The organism is Arthrobacter sp. efr-133-R2A-63 (assembly GCF_030209795.1).
GTDB classification, from domain to species: domain Bacteria; phylum Actinomycetota; class Actinomycetes; order Actinomycetales; family Micrococcaceae; genus Arthrobacter; species Arthrobacter bambusae_A.
Genome location: NZ_JARVRG010000030.1, coordinates 1 through 15,207 on the forward strand (window position 1 = coordinate 1; position 15,207 = coordinate 15,207).

The following is a 15,207-nucleotide window of genomic DNA, read 5'->3' on the forward strand; positions in this document are numbered from 1 at the left end:
ACTTCTTCCTCGGCTCGGAACTGACCACCGGGTTCGGGCCGTTCAAGTCCATGGATGTCCAGAAAATGAAGGACATCACCCTGAAGGAACTGGCCGAGATGGGCATCGACCTGCGCGATGTGGAACAACCCATCGGCCAGCTCTCCGGCGGTGAACGCCAATGCGTCGCGATCGCCCGCGCCGTGTATTTCGGGGCGAAGGTGCTGATCCTGGACGAACCCACCGCGGCGCTGGGCGTGAAGCAGTCCGGCGTCGTGCTCCGGTACATCCTGCAGGCCCGCGACCGGGGCCTGGGCGTCATTTTCATCACGCACAACCCGCACCACGCCTTCCCCGTCGGGGACCGGTTCCTGCTGCTCAAACGCGGCAAGTCCATCGGCTACTACGACAAGAAGGACATCACCCTGGACGAACTCACCGCCCAGATGGCCGGCGGCGCGGAACTGGCCGAACTCGCCCACGAACTCGAACAACTCGGCGGACACACCCAAGCCCTCAAGGAAGTCCAAGCCGAAGTCGCCGAAGTCACCGACGCGGCATACGAAAGCAACGCCAAGCGCCACTAAGCGCGAACGTCTACAACCTGATGGAGCCACCATGGAAATGCTCATAGCCGGAAACTGGCGCGGCGCCGCCGATGGACGGACCGAGGAAGTCCGCTCACCCTTCGACGGCCGGACGATCGACACTGTCCCCGTAGCGACGGTCCAGGACGCCCAGGCCGCCCTTGACCGGGCCGAGATCGGCGCCCACCTGCAAAGGACCACGCCGGCCCATGTCCGCGTCGACATCCTCCTGCGGGCAGCCGCACTCGCGGATGAACGCGCCGAGGACATCGCCCAGACCATTAGCGCCGAAACCGGGAAGCCCATCACGGAGGCGCGGGGCGAGGCCAGCCGCTCCGGCAACATCATCCGCCTTGCTGCCTATGAGGGAAGCCAGCTGTATGGTTCCACGCTTCCCTTGGACGCAAACGCCGGGACAGGCTTGGACAAGATCGGCTTCACGTTGCGGCAGCCTGTGGGCATCGTCGTCGCCATCACGCCGTTCAACTACCCGGCCCTGCTGGTGTTGCACAAAATCGCACCCGCGCTGGCAGCCGGCAACGCCGTCGTACTTAAACCGGCCCGCGCAACGCCGCTGACGGCGCTGAAGCTGGCACAGTGCTTCGTCGACGCCGGCCTGCCGCCTGAAGCCCTGTCCGTGATCACCGGACCCGGCAGCTCCCTGGGCGACGTGCTGGTGACGGACCCGCGGGTCCGCAAGGTGTCCTTCACAGGCTCCACGAGCACCGGGACGCACATCAGCTCGATCGCGGGCGTGAAGAAGCTGTCCCTGGAGCTGGGCGCTTCATGCCCGGTGATCATCCTGCCGGACGCCGATCTCGAACTCGCCGCCACCGCAGTGGCTGCCGGCGGCTATGTCAACGCGGGCCAGGTGTGCATCTCGGTGCAGCGGGTCATCGTTGACCGTCGCGTCGAGAAAGACTTCCTGGATGCGTTGGTCCCGAAGGTCGAAGCGATTGCCGTGGGCAACCCCAAGGAAGAGGACACCCGGCTCGGCTCGCTGATCTCCGAAGAGGAAGCAGCACGCGTCCACACGTCCATCCTTGAAGCCCGCCATTCGGGCGCCCGGGTCCTCACCGGCGGTGACCGTGACGGCGCCGTGGTGACTCCCGCCGTCGTCGCCGGGGTCGACCCCCGGTCGCCGCTGAGCCGGAACGAATTGTTCGGACCCGCCGTCGCAGTCTCTTCCGCGCAGGACATGGAGAGCGCCATCGCGATGGCGAACGACAACGAGTACGGCCTGGGCGCCGGCATCTTCACGAACGACGTCGCCGGAGCGGTCCAGGCCATGCGGCAGATCGATGCCGGCAACATCCACATCAACTGGTCGCCGCTGTGGCGGGCCGACCTCATGCCCTACGGCGGCTTGAAAGGCAGCGGGATCGGCAAGGAAGGCGTCCGTTCCGCTGTCCAGGAAATGACCGAAGAGAAGACGGTCGTCCTGCACGGGCGCCCCTGGTAACCACGACAACGGGAATAAGGCAATGACCACACCATCGCAGACCATCAGGCTCACCACGGCCCAAGCGGTCATCAAGTACCTGTCCGCACAGTATTCGCTGGCCGACGGCGTCCGCCGCCGCCTGGTCCCCGCAGCCCTCGGCATCTTCGGCCACGGCAACGTGGCCGGCCTGGGACAGGCCTTGGACGAACTGGCCGACGACATGCCGTTCATCCAAGGCCGGCATGAGCAGTACCTGGCCCACATCTCCACCGCGTATGCCAAGGCGAGCCGTCGCCAGGCAGTCCTCGCCGTCACCGCCTCCATCGGCCCGGGCGCGCTCAACCTTGTCACCGCCGCGGGCCTGGCAACCGTCAACCGGATCCCGCTGCTGCTCTTGCCGGGCGACACCTATGCCACCCGGCACCAGGGCCCGGTGCTGCAGCAACTCGAACACCCCACCGAGGCCGATGCCACGGTCAACGACGCGTTCCGGCCCGTATCGCGGTTCTTCGACCGGATCAACCGCCCGGAGCAGCTCCTGACCGCCCTTCCGCAGGCAATGCGCGTGCTCACGAGCCCCACTGACACCGGCGCTGTGGTCATTTCGCTGCCCCAGGACGTGCAGTCCCATGCCTACGACTTCCCGGCCGAATTCTTCGAGCCGCGCGATTGGAAGATCCGGCGGCCGCTGCCGGACCTGGAAGAGGTCGACGACGTCGCCCGGCTCATCCGCTCTGCCGAGCGTCCGGTGATCATCGCCGGCGGTGGCATCCACTACTCCGACGCCCACGCCGCACTCGAGGCGCTGGCGGGACAGACGGGAATTCCCGTCGTCGAGACCTTCGGCGGCAAGGGCGCCGTGACCAAGGACGAATGGTGGCAAGTGGGCGGCGTCGGACTGGAGGGCAACTTCGCGTCCAACACCCTGGTCAAGCAAGCCGACCTGGTCCTGAGCGTCGGCACGCGCCTCACCGACTTCGCCACCGGCTCCCAGTCGATCTTCGAAAACCCGGACGTGCGGTTCGCATCCTTGAACATCGTGGACGCCGATACCCGCAAGCAAGGCGCCACCGGCATCCTCGCGGACGCACGCCTCGGCCTGGAAGCACTTGCCCGGGCCTTGGAAGGGCACAGCACCGCCGAAAACTGGCAGGAAACTGTCCATTCCGAGAAGGCGAAGTGGGCCCCGATCCGATCCCAATGGCTCGACGCCGACACTGCCTACCGCCCCGAAGACCACCCGGACGCGCCGGTCACCGGAGCCGTCCTGACCCAGCCGCAACTGATCGGACTGATGCAGGAGCACGCCCGCTCCGGCGACACCATCATCGCCGCGGCCGGAGGACCCCCCGGCGACCTGCAAAAAGTCTGGGACGCCACGGGCAACCGCAATTGCCACCTGGAATTCGGCTTCTCCTGCATGGGCTACGAAATCGCGGCAGGCATGGGCGTCCGCTTGGCAGAGGGCAACAACGACAACCGCGTGGTCACCTTCATCGGCGACGGCACGTTCCTCATGGCACCCACCGAAATCCTCACGGCGGCCCAGGAAGGACTCAACGTCACGGTGGTCGTCTCCGAAAACCACGGTTACCAGGTCATCCACCGCCTCCAGATGAACCGCATGGGACGCGAGTTCGGCAACGAGTTCCGCTACCGCACCACCGGTGGAAGCGTCGCCGTCGACGACGCCCCCAAGGCGCGGCTGGACGGCGATTACCTCAAGGTGGACCTGCGGCAGATCGCCGAAGGCCTGGGCGCCCTCGCTATCCGGGCAAGCACTGCGGCAGAGGTCCGGGAAGCGCTGGCCTCCACCCGCGACACCCAAGGACCAGTCGTGATCGTGGTGCCAACCGTTCCCCACGTCGACCTGCCCGGCGGCGATGTCTGGTGGGACGTAGCTCCCGCAGAAGTGTCCGGTCAGGAATGGGTCCGCACCCTCCGCGCCGACTACGAGCAGGCAAAGAGCCGCCAGCGGTGGTTCGGATGAGCGCCTCGGGCGGCAGCAATTACGACGGCGGACCGCTCGACGGCGGCCGGCTGCGGCGCCGCTTGGCAGCCGGGGAGGTGACAGTGGGGACCTTCGTTGGCATGGCTTCGGCCACCGCGGTGGAAGTGTGCGCCGCTGCCGGCGCGGACTGGGTCCTCATCGATCTTGAGCATGGTTCCGGCGGTGAAGATGCCGTGCGCGACGGTGTCCTTGCGGCCGGAAGCTACGGCGTCCCCACTCTTGTCCGCGTGGAGAGCGGGGAACGGATCCGCATCGGTCGCGTGCTCGATCAAGGCGCGGCAGGCATCATGGTGCCCCGACTGAACACCGTTGAAGAAGCCAAGCAAACCGTGAAGCACATGCTCTATCCGCCCTACGGCGACCGTGGCGTGGCAACCTACAACCGCTCCTGCCGCTGGGGCATGGACAGGGCTCCGCTGAGCGCGGACCAGCAGTCAACCGTCGGAATCGTCCAGATCGAAACCCTCGACGCACTGGAGCACGTCGAGGAGATCGCGGCGCAGGACGGCGTGGATGTCCTCTTCGTCGGACCGATGGACATGTCCTTCGCCCTGGGTGTGCCGATGCAACTGGATAGCAGCGCCTTCCAAGAAGCACTGCAACGGGTGGTCGCCGCCGCGCAGCTGCACAACAAAGCGGCCGGCATCCTCGCTGTGGACGGCGTGGCGGCAGCCAAGTATGTCCGCCAGGGCTTCCGGTTCGTGGCCATCGGCTCGGACTCCACCATTATGGCGGCGGCGTTCCGCGTCGCTTTTGACACCGCCCGCAACTGACAAGAATTTTCAATGAGAAAGGCAATAACGTGAGCCAAGAATCCCGCGCAGTCGGTGTAGGCCTCATCAGCGTCGGATGGATGGGAAAGCTCCACTCGCGCGCCTACCAGACGGTCCCCTACGCCTACCCGGAGCTCGGCCTGACCACCAAGCTCGTCATCGCGGCGGACACGGCACCGGACCGGGTGGACTACGCCCGCGATGTCCTTGGCTTCGCGGAGGGCACCACCGACTACCACGATGTCCTGAACCACCCGGACGTCGACGTCGTTTCCATCTGCGCCCCCAACTTCCTGCACGCCGAAATCGGCATCGCGGCGGCCAAAGCCGGCAAGCACTTCTGGATCGAAAAGCCCGTGGGACGCGGCTACGAGGAAACCGCAGCCGTGCAGGAAGCCGCCGTGGAGGCCGGCGTCGTGACTTCCATCGGCTACAACTACCGCCACGCCCCGGCAGTAGAGCACGCCAGGAAGCTCATCGCGGACGGGCGGCTCGGCCGCATCACGAACGTCCGCGCCGTGTTCTTCTCCGGGTACGCGTCCGAACCCAACGGTGCGCTGTCCTGGCGCTTTGACCGGAAACTTGCCGGTACCGGCGTGCTGGCGGACCTGTTCAGCCACGCAACGGACCTGTGCCAATATGTAGTTGGGCCGATCGCCGAGGTAACCGCGCTCACAAGCACGGTCTACACGCAGCGCCCCAAACTGGCGATGGGGTCAGGGACGCACTTCGCGGTGATCGAAAACGGTGAAATGGGAGAGGTCGAGAATGAGGACTACGCTGCAGCGCTGGTCCGATTCGGCCCGTCCGCCCGCGGGGCTGGCGCCGTCGGCACCATCGAATCCTCCCGCGTTGCCGTTGGACCCGAATGCGGTTACCAGATCGAGGTCTACGGGACCGAAGGCTCGCTCAAATGGGACTTCGAGCGCATGAACGAACTCAAGGTCTGCCTGGGCCGCAACAACGACGAGCAGGGCTACACCACCGTCAACGCCAGCCCGCGCCATGGGGATTACTCCCACTTCCAACCTGGGCCCGGCAACAGCATGGGGTTTGACGACCTCAAGGTCATCGAGGCCAAGAAGTTCCTCGTTGCCGTCACCGGAGGAGCACAGGAAAACTCCAACATCCACGATGCCGCTTCAGCCGCTGCCATTGTCAGCGCCGCGGAAGCGTCCTCGCTGTCCGGTCAATGGCAGAAGATCGAGGAAATCCACGGCACCACGGCAGCGCGGGCATAACCATGGCACCTCCATCCGCCCGGCGGCCGACGATCATGGACGTGGCAGAACGCGCCGGCGTTTCCAAGTCCTTGGTCTCACTCGTGCTGCGCGACTCACCGCGCGTCAGCGACGAACGCCGCCAGCGGGTGCTCAAGGCTGTTGAGGAGATGGGCTTCGAGTTGAACCTCGCGGCCCGGTCACTGGCAACACGGGACAGCGGAACCATCGGTGTGCTGGTCAGCGACATGCACAACCCGTGGGCCTTCGACGTCGCCGACGCCGCACGGACCGTACTCGAAGAGGCCGGGCACACCGTCCTCTTCAGTGCGGTCACGGCGGCGGGCAGGGGAGTGGACCAGTCCATCCTGCAGGCCTTCCGGGACTTGCGGGTCGCGGGCCTGCTCGTCGTAGGAACCGTGCCTGACAAAGCACCGTTCAGCCGCGCCGTTTCAGGCGGGGCTGTGGTCTTTGCCGGTGGCGGGCCGGACTACATCGACACCGCCGATATCGTGCGAAGCGACGACGCCCTCGGCATGTCCATGGTTGTTGAGCACTTGATCGCCCAGGGACACGAGAACATCGTGCACCTTGGCGGTCTTGGTGGCTCGGTTGGCAGGGAACGCGTGGACGGGTATTCGGCGGCAATGGAAGAGCACGGGTTGGCCCGCTATATCCGCGTGGTCGACGCCGACTTCTTCCAGGAGTCCGGCTATGTTGCCGCGCAACGGGCCCTGGCCTCCCGCTCCGAGCACCAGCGCCCCACAGCGCTGGCCTGCATCAACGACCTCGCCGCATTTGGAGCCATGACAGCTGCCGATGAACGCGGCGTCGAAATAGCCGTCACCGGTTATGACAACATCGCGCTCGGTGCCATGCCGCGCCTTGGACTGACCACCGTCGACCCGGACAGCGCCACCATCGGCGTCACGGGGGCCAAGACCCTCCTGGAACGCATCCATGGTGAAGGCAGCGGGTTCGTCCACCATTCCGTCACGCCCCACTTGGTCGTGCGGAAATCCAGCCTCCTGGGCCTCTAACTTTCTAGACCTATCAGCGGTCGCCATTCCCGGCGCCGCCCACATACCCCTCCACATCTTCAAGGATGACGATGGCTTCCATAACCACACCCCAAATCTTCGTCGCTCTCGGCAGCGTCGAGCCAGACCTCGTGGAACCGCTGCTCTCCGAACACCAGCGGCTCATCCAGGACCCCACCGACGAGGACCTGGCCAACGCCGATGCCGCGATCGTCAGGGCTGCCTACCGCGTGGACCGGGAACTGTTGGACCGCATGCCCGCCCTCAAAGTCATCGCCAGGACCGGCGTCGGAACGGACCTCGTGGACGTCGCCGAAGCGAAGCGACGCGGAATCCCGGTGGTCATCACGCCCGGAAGCAACACCGCCTCGGTGGCCGAAGGCGTGTTCGCCCACCTGCTGGCGCTCGTCAAGAAGCTCTCTCCGCTGACCTCGCTGGTCCGCGAGGGACGCTGGGAGCAACGTGCCGCCGTCGGCGTCGGAGACCTCGAGGGATTCACGCTCGGCATCATCGGTTACGGCCGCATAGGCCGCCGGGTGGCGCGTATCGCCGAGGCCTTCGAGCTGAAAGTCCTGGCCTACGATCCTTTCGCCGAAATCCCCGCCGAGATCCGCTGTGGCACCGTGGAGGAGCTCCTTGCAGGCAGCGACTTCATCACCCTCCACGCGCCCCTGACACCGGAAAACCACAACCTCATCAACGCGGACCGGCTCAAGGCCGTGAAGCCCGGAGCGATCCTCATCAACTGCAGCCGCGGAGGCCTCGTGGAGCTCGACGCCGTCCACGAGGCACTACAGTCCGGGCAGCTCTCGGGGCTCGGCCTGGACGTGTACGATCCCGAGCCGCCCGCCCACCACGCCTTGTTCGACCACGAAAACGTCGTCCTGACTCCGCACCTGATGGGATTCACCCGTCAAGGCATGGCCCACACGGTCAGGGATGCCGCCCAAGGCGCGGTTGACGTCCTCGCGGGCCGCACACCCGCCGCGGTGGCAACCCCGTGACCGCTCTGAAGCTGGGCACGTCCCCGTCCGCCATCCAGAACCAACCCACGTCCGGATTTTCCCGGGCAAACCGCTAGAAAGGACCCCACACATGTCCACTGAACGCCCCCTCAAGGTCGCGTTGTTCGGTTCCGGCCGCATCGGGCAGGTCCACGCCCGGAACATCGCCGAGCACCCGGACCTGGAACTGGCATGGATCGCCGACCCTTTCATTGAAGGAGCCCGCACGTTGGCGGCCGGGACCGGCGCTATCGCCGTCGAGTCAGCCGACGAGGTTTTCGCGAACGGTGACCTTGACGCCGTCGTGATCGGATCGCCCACCAGCACGCACGTGGACCTGATCTCGCGCGCCATGGGGCAAGGCGTGGCAGCTCTTTGCGAGAAGCCGATCGACCTCGACATCGAGCGTGCGCTCGCTTGCCGCGACGCGATCAAGGGCAACAACACGCCCCTCATGCTTGGGTTCAACCGCCGCTTCGATCCCCACTTCGCGGCCATCCAATCGCGCGTCGCCGCGGGGGAAATCGGCCGCCTCGAACAGCTGACCATTATCAGCCGCGATCCCGCACCTGCGCCCGCTGCCTACATCGCCACCTCCGGCGGGATCTTCCGGGACCAGAGCATCCACGACCTCGACATGGCCAGGTTTTTCGTCCCTGACATCATCGAAGTTTCAGCCACTGGCGCCAACATGTTCTGCGACTACATCGAGGAAGCCGGGGACTTCGACTCGGTTGTCATCACCCTCAAGGGCCGCGACGGCGAGCTGGTCACCATTACCAACTCCCGCCACAGCGCCTTCGGCCACGACCAGCGACTGGAGGCGTTCGGCAGCGAGGGGATGCTCAGCGCAGGCAACGTCACCCCGACGACGGTGCGCAAGTATGGCGCCGCGGGCACCGAAGAGTCTGACGCCTACCTGCCGTTCTTCCTGGAGCGTTACGCCGCGGCTTACCGGAACGAATTGGACAGCTTCGCCAAGGCCATCCGCGCAGGCATCCCCTGCAGCCCGGGGTTCGACGACGGCCTGCAGGCACTCGCCCTGGCCAACGCGGCTGAAGAGTCCGCCCGTTCCGGCCGCGCTGTCAGGATCGAAAATTCGGTCAAGATCGGGCAGCTCTAGCCATGCCACTTCTCCAGGACAAAGTCATCCTGATCAGCGGGGGCACGCAGGGCTTGGGCGCCGGAGTCGCGAGACGCGCGGCGGCCGAGGGTGCAGCCGGGATCGCCGTCACGGGCCGGAACGCGGAATCGGGTGAACGGCTCGCCGCGGAAATCACGGCATCCGGCGTCGAAACCCGGTTCATCAAGACCGATCTTGCCGACGTCGAACAAGCCCGGAACTCAGTGCTTGAGACCATCAGCGTCTTCGGGCAACTCGACTGCGCGGTCAATGCGGCCGGCCTGACCACCCGCGGCACCATGCTGGACACGACGCCCGAGCTCTTCGACGCGCACATCGCAGTGAACCTGAAGTCGCCGTTCTTCATCATGGCCGAAACCATCAAGCATCTTTGTAGCAGGGGTGTGCCAGGAAGCATCGTGAACGTCATCTCGATCGCCGAACTCGGCGGGCAGCCGTACTTGGCGCCGTATGTGGCGGCCAAGGCTGGCCTGGCCGGAGCAACCCGCAACGCGGCGCATGCCCACCGTTGGGACAAAATTCGCATCAACGGGCTCGACATCGGCTGGACCGCCACGGACGGCGAAGCCGAAACCCAGAAGAAATTCCACGGCGCGGGGGCGGACTGGCTGGAGAAAACCAACGCATCCGTCCCCATGGGAAAGCTCGGACAAGTGGACGAGATCGCAGAATTCATTGTCTTTCTCCTCTCCGACCGGAGCGGTGTTGTCACAGGCTCGGTCATCGACTGGGACCAAAACGTATACGGAGGATCAGATTGAGCACCATCACCCAGCGTCTTGCCGCAGCACCCATTTCCTGGGGCGTTTGCGAAGTCCCCGGTTGGGGCTACCAGCTTGAGGCCGACAGGGTCTTGTCCGAAATGACCGCCTTGGGGATCAGCGCCACCGAGTTCGGCCCGGCCGGATTCCTGCCCGAACAGGCCGCCCAACGTGCGGAAGTGCTGAAGCGGCACAACCTCCAGGCGATCGGCGGCTTCTTCCCGGTCATCCTGCACGATCCGTCCAGGAACCCTTTGGATGTTGTGTCCGCTGAGCTGGACGCGTACGAAGCTGCCGGGGCCAGCGTCATGGTCCTCGCCGCGGAGACCGGCGTCGCAGGTTACGATCAGCGCCACGAGCTCGACGCCGAAGGCTGGGAGCTGTTCGGCAGGAACCTTGACGCAGTGGTCAAGGCCGCCGCGGACAAAGGTATCCAGGCGGTGGTCCACCCGCACGTGGGAACCATGATCGAAAGCACCTCGGATGTTGACCGGGTCCTCAACGACACCGCGGCGAACCTGTGCCTGGACACCGGCCACCTGCTCATCGGCGGCACCGACCCTGCCCTTCTGGTTCGGGACTACGCCTCGCGGATCGGCCACACCCACCTGAAGGACGTGCGCAAGGCCCTCGCGCAGCGGGTCCAGGCCGGCGAGATCTCCTACACTGACGGCGTCAAGGCAGGCATGTACGTGCCCCTGGGACAAGGCGACGTCGGCATCGCCGGAATCGTCCGGAACCTGCTGGACGCCGGTTACGAGGGCTGGTTCACCATGGAGCAGGACACCATCCTGGATTCCGAACCCACCGACGACGGTCCGGTCGGGGACGTCCGCCAGTCGGTCGCGTTCCTGCGCCAGCTCGAAGCGGAAATCGACCGATGAGCGCCGTCCGCTGGGGAGTGCTGACCACGGCACGGATCGCCCAAGGGCGGTTCCTGCCGGCCATGAGCCGGGCCCGGAATGCCGTTGCCTCGGCGATCAGCAGCCCGAACGGAAAGGCGGCCGACGTCGCAGCGCGCTTCGGCATCCCGTCCGCCTATTCTTCCCACGAGGAATTGCTGGCCGATCCAAGCATCGAAGCCGTCTACCTGCCTTTCCCCAACTCGTTGCACGCCGACTGGATTGTTGCTGCTGCCGAAGCTGGCAAGGACATCCTCTGCGAGAAGCCGCTCGTCGCCAACACCCACGACTACCACCGGGTTCTGGAAGCCTGCGAACGCAACGGGGTTAACCTCATGGAAGCGTTCATGTACCGCTTCCACCCCCAGCACCAGAAAGTCCGTGAGTTCATCGACTCGGGCAAGATCGGCGAGCTGGTGTCCATGCACGCCCGCTTCCATTTCGTCATGGACCGAAGCGAAGGCGAGGTCCGCCTCCAGCCGGGAATGGACGGAGGTGCGCTCAACGACGTCGGTTGCTACGCCGTCGACATCATGAACATGGTCATGGGCCGCGCGCCGGAAACCGTCTTCGGCAAAGGCACAAGCCGCACGGACGCGGTGGAAACCACTATGGCCGCGATCCTGGACTATGGGGACGTCCTGGGAACGCTGGACTGCGGTTTCGAGGGCCCGCGCACCAACACGTTCCAGATCATCGGCACGAAAGGCCAGATCACCCTGGACAAGGCCTTCGACCCGGACCCGGGCGAAATTGCCCGCGTTACGGTGTCCTTCCGCGACGGTCGGACTGAGTCCGTCGACATCGGGGAAGACCCGTTCAAGACCGAAATCGAACGGTTCAGCGCGTGGGTGCGCAACTCCGGACCCGAGCTCGTCCAGAGGGAATTGACCGAACAGAACCTGGCCGTCCGCCTGGCGCTCCAGGAATCACTCGCCACCGGCTTGCCGCGGGATGTCAACGACGTTCATGCCGTGGAGCACCACCTACTACAGGAGCAGTAATGACCATCATCAACCACTTCATCAGCGGAACCGAGGCCGCCGGCAGCGGCACGGGCACCAAGCCTGTCTACAACCCGGCCACGGGTGCCGTGACTGCCGAGTTGCGGTTGGCCAACCGCGCCGATTTGGACGCGACGGTTGCCATCGCCAAGGAGGCCGCAGCGTCCTGGGGCGATATTTCGTTGGCCAAGCGCACTGCCGTGTTGTTCAAGTTCCGTGAGCTCGTCGCTGCCCATGTGGACGAACTCGCGGCCCTGATCACCGCCGAACATGGCAAGGTCATTTCCGATGCGAAGGGCGAGATCGGCCGGGGCCTGGAGGTCATCGAGTTCGCTTGCGGCATTCCGCAGTTGCTCAAGGGGGAGTATTCGGACCAGGTCTCCACGGGCATCGATGTCTTCTCGTTCCGGGAGCCCGTGGGCGTCGTGGCCGGCATTACTCCATTCAACTTCCCGGTGATGGTGCCGCTGTGGATGGCTCCGATGGCGATCGCGACGGGCAACGCCTTCATCCTGAAGCCTTCGCACCGCGTCCCTTCGGCCGCGATGTTGCTTGCGAAACTGTTCCGAGACGCCGGCTTGCCCGACGGCGTGTTCCAGGTCCTGCACGGTGACCGTGATGTCATCTCCGGGCTCCTCACGCACCCGGACGTGGACGCCATCTCCTTCGTGGGGTCCACCCCTGTCGCGAAGCACATCCTGGAAGTGGCGACGGCGCATGGCAAGCGGGTCCAGGCGCTGGGCGGGGCAAAGAACCACGCGATCGTGCTGCCCGACGCCGACCTGGACAACGCCGCCGACCACCTGGCCGCCGCAGCGTTCGGTTCCGCCGGGCAACGGTGCATGGCAATCTCCGTGGCCGTCGCCGTCGGCAATGCCGCGGATCTGCTGGTCAAGAAGGTCGAAGAGCGTGCCCTCGACGTCAAGGTCAAGAACGGTACCGACGCCGACGCCGACATGGGCCCCGTGATCAGCCCCGAGTCCCGGGAGTTCATCGTCAAGACGGTGACCGAGGCGGAGCAGGCCGGTGCCGCGATGGTCGTGGACGGCAGGGACCTCGTGGTTCCTGGGCATGAGGACGGTTTCTGGGTCGGCCCCACCGTGATCGACCACGTCAAGACCGAAATGAGCGCTTATCAGGAGGAGATTTTCGGCCCGGTCCTGGTGGTGGTGCGGGTGGAGGACCTCGATGAAGGCATCAGGCTGATCAACTCCAATCCGTACGGCAACGGGACCGCGATCTTTACCTCCTCGGGGGCATCCGCCAGGAAATTCCAACGTTCAGTTGACGTTGGCATGATCGGCATCAATGTGCCGTTGCCGGTTCCCGTGGCTTACTACTCCTTCGGCGGCTGGAAGGCCTCGCTCTTCGGCGACAAGCACATCTACGGCCCCGAGGGCGTCTCCTTCTACACCCGAGGCAAGGTCATCACGTCCCGTTGGCCCGAGTCCGCCCACGCTTCGGGAGCTTCGTACAACTTCCCGTCCAACTAGTCCCCACCGGCGTGGGCCCAGTCTCCCACCCAACTGGCTCGCAGTTAATGTCGTTTTGGAGCCTCATAACGACAACAACTGCCAGCTAGTTGGGTCGACGGGGGTTTCGAAACGGTGGCAGGATCGAAGCATGACTGTGTCGTTCACGTGCCGTACGCATATTGGAATGGAGCCCGGGGAACTCTTCGATCTCGCCCGCAACGTCGACGCCCACGTTGGCTCCATGGCCAAGTCCCGGGAACGTGCGGTTGCCGGCGTCGTGTCCGGACTGCTCTCGGAAGGCGACGAGGTCACCTGGCAGGCCCGGCATTTCGCGGTACCCCTGCGGATGAGCAGCCGGATCACCCGGTACCGCTTCCCGGAGTCGTTTACGGACGAGCAAGTGCGGGGACCCTTCCGTTTCTTCCGGCACGTGCACGAGTTCCTTCCCGACGACGGCGGCACGCTCATGATCGATCGCGTCGAGTTCGCGGCGCCCTTCGGCGTCGTGGGCCGGCTGGTGGAGAAAGCGTTCCTGGGGCGATACCTGCAGAATCTCATTGGGCAGCGCAACGAATATCTTGCCCGCAACGGTGCCGCCGCATGATCAGGGCGGCACGGCCGGACGAACTTGAACGACTCCGCGGGATCGAATTCGCCGCGGGGGAGATCTTCCGCTCTTGCGGCATGGAAGCCATCGCCGACGACGAGCCCCTGACCGTCACGGAGCTGGCGATCTTCCAGTCACGGGGCGGTGCTTTGGTCTTCGCCGACGCATCAGACGTACCGGTGGGCTATCTCCTGGTTGAACACCTCGACGGAAATGCGCACGTGGAGCAGTTGAGTGTCCACCCGTCGCATGCGCGGAGAGGTCTGGGGAGCGAACTGCTCGACGGTGCCGAAAAGTGGGCGCAGGCCGAGGGCCTGGAGTGGCTCACCTTGACCACTTTCCGCGATGTTCCGTGGAATGCGCCCTACTATCGCCGGCTGGGTTTTGAGGACTTGGAACCGGAGCTGTTGGACGACGGACTCCGGGGCATTCTCGAGTGCGAGGGTTTGGTGGGCCTGAGTCGTTGGCCGAGGATCGCCATGCGGCGGCGCGTCAAGTCAATCCTTGCCCAAGCCGATTTCGTCAGCCTGGATTGACAGATCCATGCTGTCAGTTCAAACTGACAGCATGGATGGTGATGAGCTGACTTCCCATATCGCGGCGGCGGACCCGGCAATTGGCCTCCGCGCCGTTGGCGCCCTGCATCGCCTGGCTGAAAAGGTAGAGGCCGCCAATGTGGCCCTCGCGCGGCAGCAGGGCTGGTCCTGGGAACAAATCGGTGACGCCTTGGGCGTCTCCAAGCAGTCGGTCCACGCCAAATACGGAAAGTGAGCCTGCCATGTTTGAACGATTTGCCGGCGAAGCAAGAACTGCTGTCCATGCCGGCGCCGAGGAAGCCAAACGCCGTGGAGACCGGAGAATCGGAACGGACCATCTGCTGCTGGGGCTGCTCCACGACCCCGAGAGCTGCCGGACTTTGGAGACGGACCTCGAATCCGCCCGCGCCCAGCTCGACACCCTCGACCAGCAGGCGCTGGAATCCGTTGGCATCACGCTGGGGGACTTCGGTGCCCTGAATACGCCGAAGGGAAGCAGCCGGACTACCTTCACCTCGGCAGCCCGCTCAGTCATTCAGGAGTCACTAATACTGACCACCCGGGAGAAGGCCCGCAGGATCACCACGCGGCACCTCATGCTTGCCCTGCTGGACCGGCAGGTACCGGATCCGGCTGCCGTCCTGCTCCATAACCTGGGCGTTGATACGGCGGCCCTCAAGTCCCGGCTCCGGAATCCGGGTTCTTAGGCGAATGCCCCGC

General features: G+C 65.2%; 16 protein-coding genes. All 16 read left to right on the forward strand.

Features of this window, described 5'->3' with window-relative positions; genetic code table 11:
• On the forward strand, nucleotides 1–566 hold a 566-nt coding region (locus QRN45_RS16265; RefSeq protein ID WP_284764009.1), incomplete at its 5' end, for an ATP-binding cassette domain-containing protein.
• A gap of 31 nt (nucleotides 567–597) precedes the next feature.
• Nucleotides 598–2,028, forward strand: a complete 1,431-nt coding sequence (locus QRN45_RS16270) for an aldehyde dehydrogenase family protein (RefSeq protein WP_078106892.1) — start codon at nucleotides 598–600, stop codon at nucleotides 2,026–2,028.
• 22 nt (nucleotides 2,029–2,050) lie between these two features.
• A complete protein-coding gene (gene iolD, locus QRN45_RS16275; RefSeq protein WP_078106891.1) occupies nucleotides 2,051–4,000 on the forward strand; it encodes a 3D-(3,5/4)-trihydroxycyclohexane-1,2-dione acylhydrolase (decyclizing) in 1,950 nt (649 codons plus the stop codon).
• The gene (locus tag QRN45_RS16280; RefSeq protein WP_284764011.1) at nucleotides 3,997–4,794 is read left to right on the forward strand and encodes an HpcH/HpaI aldolase family protein; all 798 of its coding nucleotides are present in this window, start codon (nucleotides 3,997–3,999) and stop codon (nucleotides 4,792–4,794) included. The genes iolD and QRN45_RS16280 overlap by 4 nt, the downstream gene beginning before the upstream one ends.
• A 29-nt stretch (nucleotides 4,795–4,823) precedes the next feature.
• Nucleotides 4,824–6,035, forward strand: coding sequence for a Gfo/Idh/MocA family protein (locus QRN45_RS16285; protein ID WP_284764014.1), 1,212 nt, complete (start codon nucleotides 4,824–4,826; stop codon nucleotides 6,033–6,035).
• Nucleotides 6,036–6,037: 2 nt separating this feature from the next.
• Complete coding sequence (locus QRN45_RS16290) at nucleotides 6,038–7,054, forward strand: LacI family DNA-binding transcriptional regulator (protein WP_241707224.1); 1,017 nt, start codon at nucleotides 6,038–6,040, stop codon at nucleotides 7,052–7,054.
• 71 nt (nucleotides 7,055–7,125) lie between these two features.
• Nucleotides 7,126–8,058: a hydroxyacid dehydrogenase gene (locus QRN45_RS16295; RefSeq protein WP_241707225.1), complete on the forward strand. Its 933-nt coding sequence runs from the start codon at nucleotides 7,126–7,128 to the stop codon at nucleotides 8,056–8,058.
• Between the two features lie 91 nt (nucleotides 8,059–8,149).
• Nucleotides 8,150–9,181: an inositol 2-dehydrogenase gene (gene iolG / locus QRN45_RS16300; RefSeq protein ID WP_241707226.1), complete on the forward strand. Its 1,032-nt coding sequence runs from the start codon at nucleotides 8,150–8,152 to the stop codon at nucleotides 9,179–9,181.
• A gap of 2 nt (nucleotides 9,182–9,183) precedes the next feature.
• Entirely contained in the window at nucleotides 9,184–9,963 is a 780-nt protein-coding gene (locus QRN45_RS16305; protein ID WP_284764018.1) for an SDR family oxidoreductase, read from the forward strand.
• On the forward strand, nucleotides 9,960–10,847 hold the full coding sequence (locus QRN45_RS16310; RefSeq protein ID WP_241707228.1) for a sugar phosphate isomerase/epimerase family protein: 888 nt from the start codon (nucleotides 9,960–9,962) through the stop codon (nucleotides 10,845–10,847). The genes QRN45_RS16305 and QRN45_RS16310 overlap by 4 nt, the downstream gene beginning before the upstream one ends.
• The gene (locus QRN45_RS16315; RefSeq protein ID WP_264637204.1) at nucleotides 10,844–11,869 is read left to right on the forward strand and encodes a Gfo/Idh/MocA family protein; all 1,026 of its coding nucleotides are present in this window, start codon (nucleotides 10,844–10,846) and stop codon (nucleotides 11,867–11,869) included. The genes QRN45_RS16310 and QRN45_RS16315 overlap by 4 nt, the downstream gene beginning before the upstream one ends.
• Entirely contained in the window at nucleotides 11,869–13,362 is a 1,494-nt protein-coding gene (locus tag QRN45_RS16320; protein WP_284764022.1) for a CoA-acylating methylmalonate-semialdehyde dehydrogenase, read from the forward strand. Before QRN45_RS16315 ends, QRN45_RS16320 begins: the two co-directional genes overlap by 1 nt.
• A 130-nt stretch (nucleotides 13,363–13,492) precedes the next feature.
• Nucleotides 13,493–13,948 (forward strand): SRPBCC family protein, encoded by a 456-nt coding sequence (locus QRN45_RS16325; protein WP_284764024.1) that lies wholly within the window; start codon nucleotides 13,493–13,495, stop codon nucleotides 13,946–13,948.
• A complete protein-coding gene (locus QRN45_RS16330) occupies nucleotides 13,945–14,487 on the forward strand; it encodes a GNAT family N-acetyltransferase (RefSeq protein ID WP_284764026.1) in 543 nt (180 codons plus the stop codon). Before QRN45_RS16325 ends, QRN45_RS16330 begins: the two co-directional genes overlap by 4 nt.
• A 31-nt stretch (nucleotides 14,488–14,518) precedes the next feature.
• Nucleotides 14,519–14,722, forward strand: coding sequence for a helix-turn-helix domain-containing protein (locus tag QRN45_RS16335; RefSeq protein WP_284764028.1), 204 nt, complete (start codon nucleotides 14,519–14,521; stop codon nucleotides 14,720–14,722).
• A 7-nt stretch (nucleotides 14,723–14,729) separates the two neighbouring features.
• The gene (locus QRN45_RS16340) at nucleotides 14,730–15,194 is read left to right on the forward strand and encodes a Clp protease N-terminal domain-containing protein (protein WP_241707234.1); all 465 of its coding nucleotides are present in this window, start codon (nucleotides 14,730–14,732) and stop codon (nucleotides 15,192–15,194) included.
• The last annotated feature ends 13 nt before the right edge of the window (nucleotides 15,195–15,207 follow it).

Excerpts from the sequence above, each read along its gene's own strand:
- QRN45_RS16270 (WP_078106892.1), top strand. The coding sequence starts at position 598 with ATGGAAATGCTCATAGCCGGAAACTGGCGCGGCGCCGCCGATGGACGG.
- iolD (WP_078106891.1), top strand. The coding sequence starts at position 2,051 with ATGACCACACCATCGCAGACCATCAGGCTCACCACGGCCCAAGCGGTC.
- QRN45_RS16280 (WP_284764011.1), top strand. The coding sequence starts at position 3,997 with ATGAGCGCCTCGGGCGGCAGCAATTACGACGGCGGACCGCTCGACGGC.
- QRN45_RS16290 (WP_241707224.1), top strand. The coding sequence starts at position 6,038 with ATGGCACCTCCATCCGCCCGGCGGCCGACGATCATGGACGTGGCAGAA.
- QRN45_RS16295 (WP_241707225.1), top strand. The coding sequence starts at position 7,126 with ATGGCTTCCATAACCACACCCCAAATCTTCGTCGCTCTCGGCAGCGTC.
- iolG (WP_241707226.1), top strand. The coding sequence starts at position 8,150 with ATGTCCACTGAACGCCCCCTCAAGGTCGCGTTGTTCGGTTCCGGCCGC.
- QRN45_RS16305 (WP_284764018.1), top strand. The coding sequence starts at position 9,184 with ATGCCACTTCTCCAGGACAAAGTCATCCTGATCAGCGGGGGCACGCAG.
- QRN45_RS16315 (WP_264637204.1), top strand. The coding sequence starts at position 10,844 with ATGAGCGCCGTCCGCTGGGGAGTGCTGACCACGGCACGGATCGCCCAA.
- QRN45_RS16320 (WP_284764022.1), top strand. The coding sequence starts at position 11,869 with ATGACCATCATCAACCACTTCATCAGCGGAACCGAGGCCGCCGGCAGC.
- QRN45_RS16325 (WP_284764024.1), top strand. The coding sequence starts at position 13,493 with ATGACTGTGTCGTTCACGTGCCGTACGCATATTGGAATGGAGCCCGGG.
- QRN45_RS16330 (WP_284764026.1), top strand. The coding sequence starts at position 13,945 with ATGATCAGGGCGGCACGGCCGGACGAACTTGAACGACTCCGCGGGATC.
- QRN45_RS16335 (WP_284764028.1), top strand. The coding sequence starts at position 14,519 with ATGGATGGTGATGAGCTGACTTCCCATATCGCGGCGGCGGACCCGGCA.
- QRN45_RS16340 (WP_241707234.1), top strand. The coding sequence starts at position 14,730 with ATGTTTGAACGATTTGCCGGCGAAGCAAGAACTGCTGTCCATGCCGGC.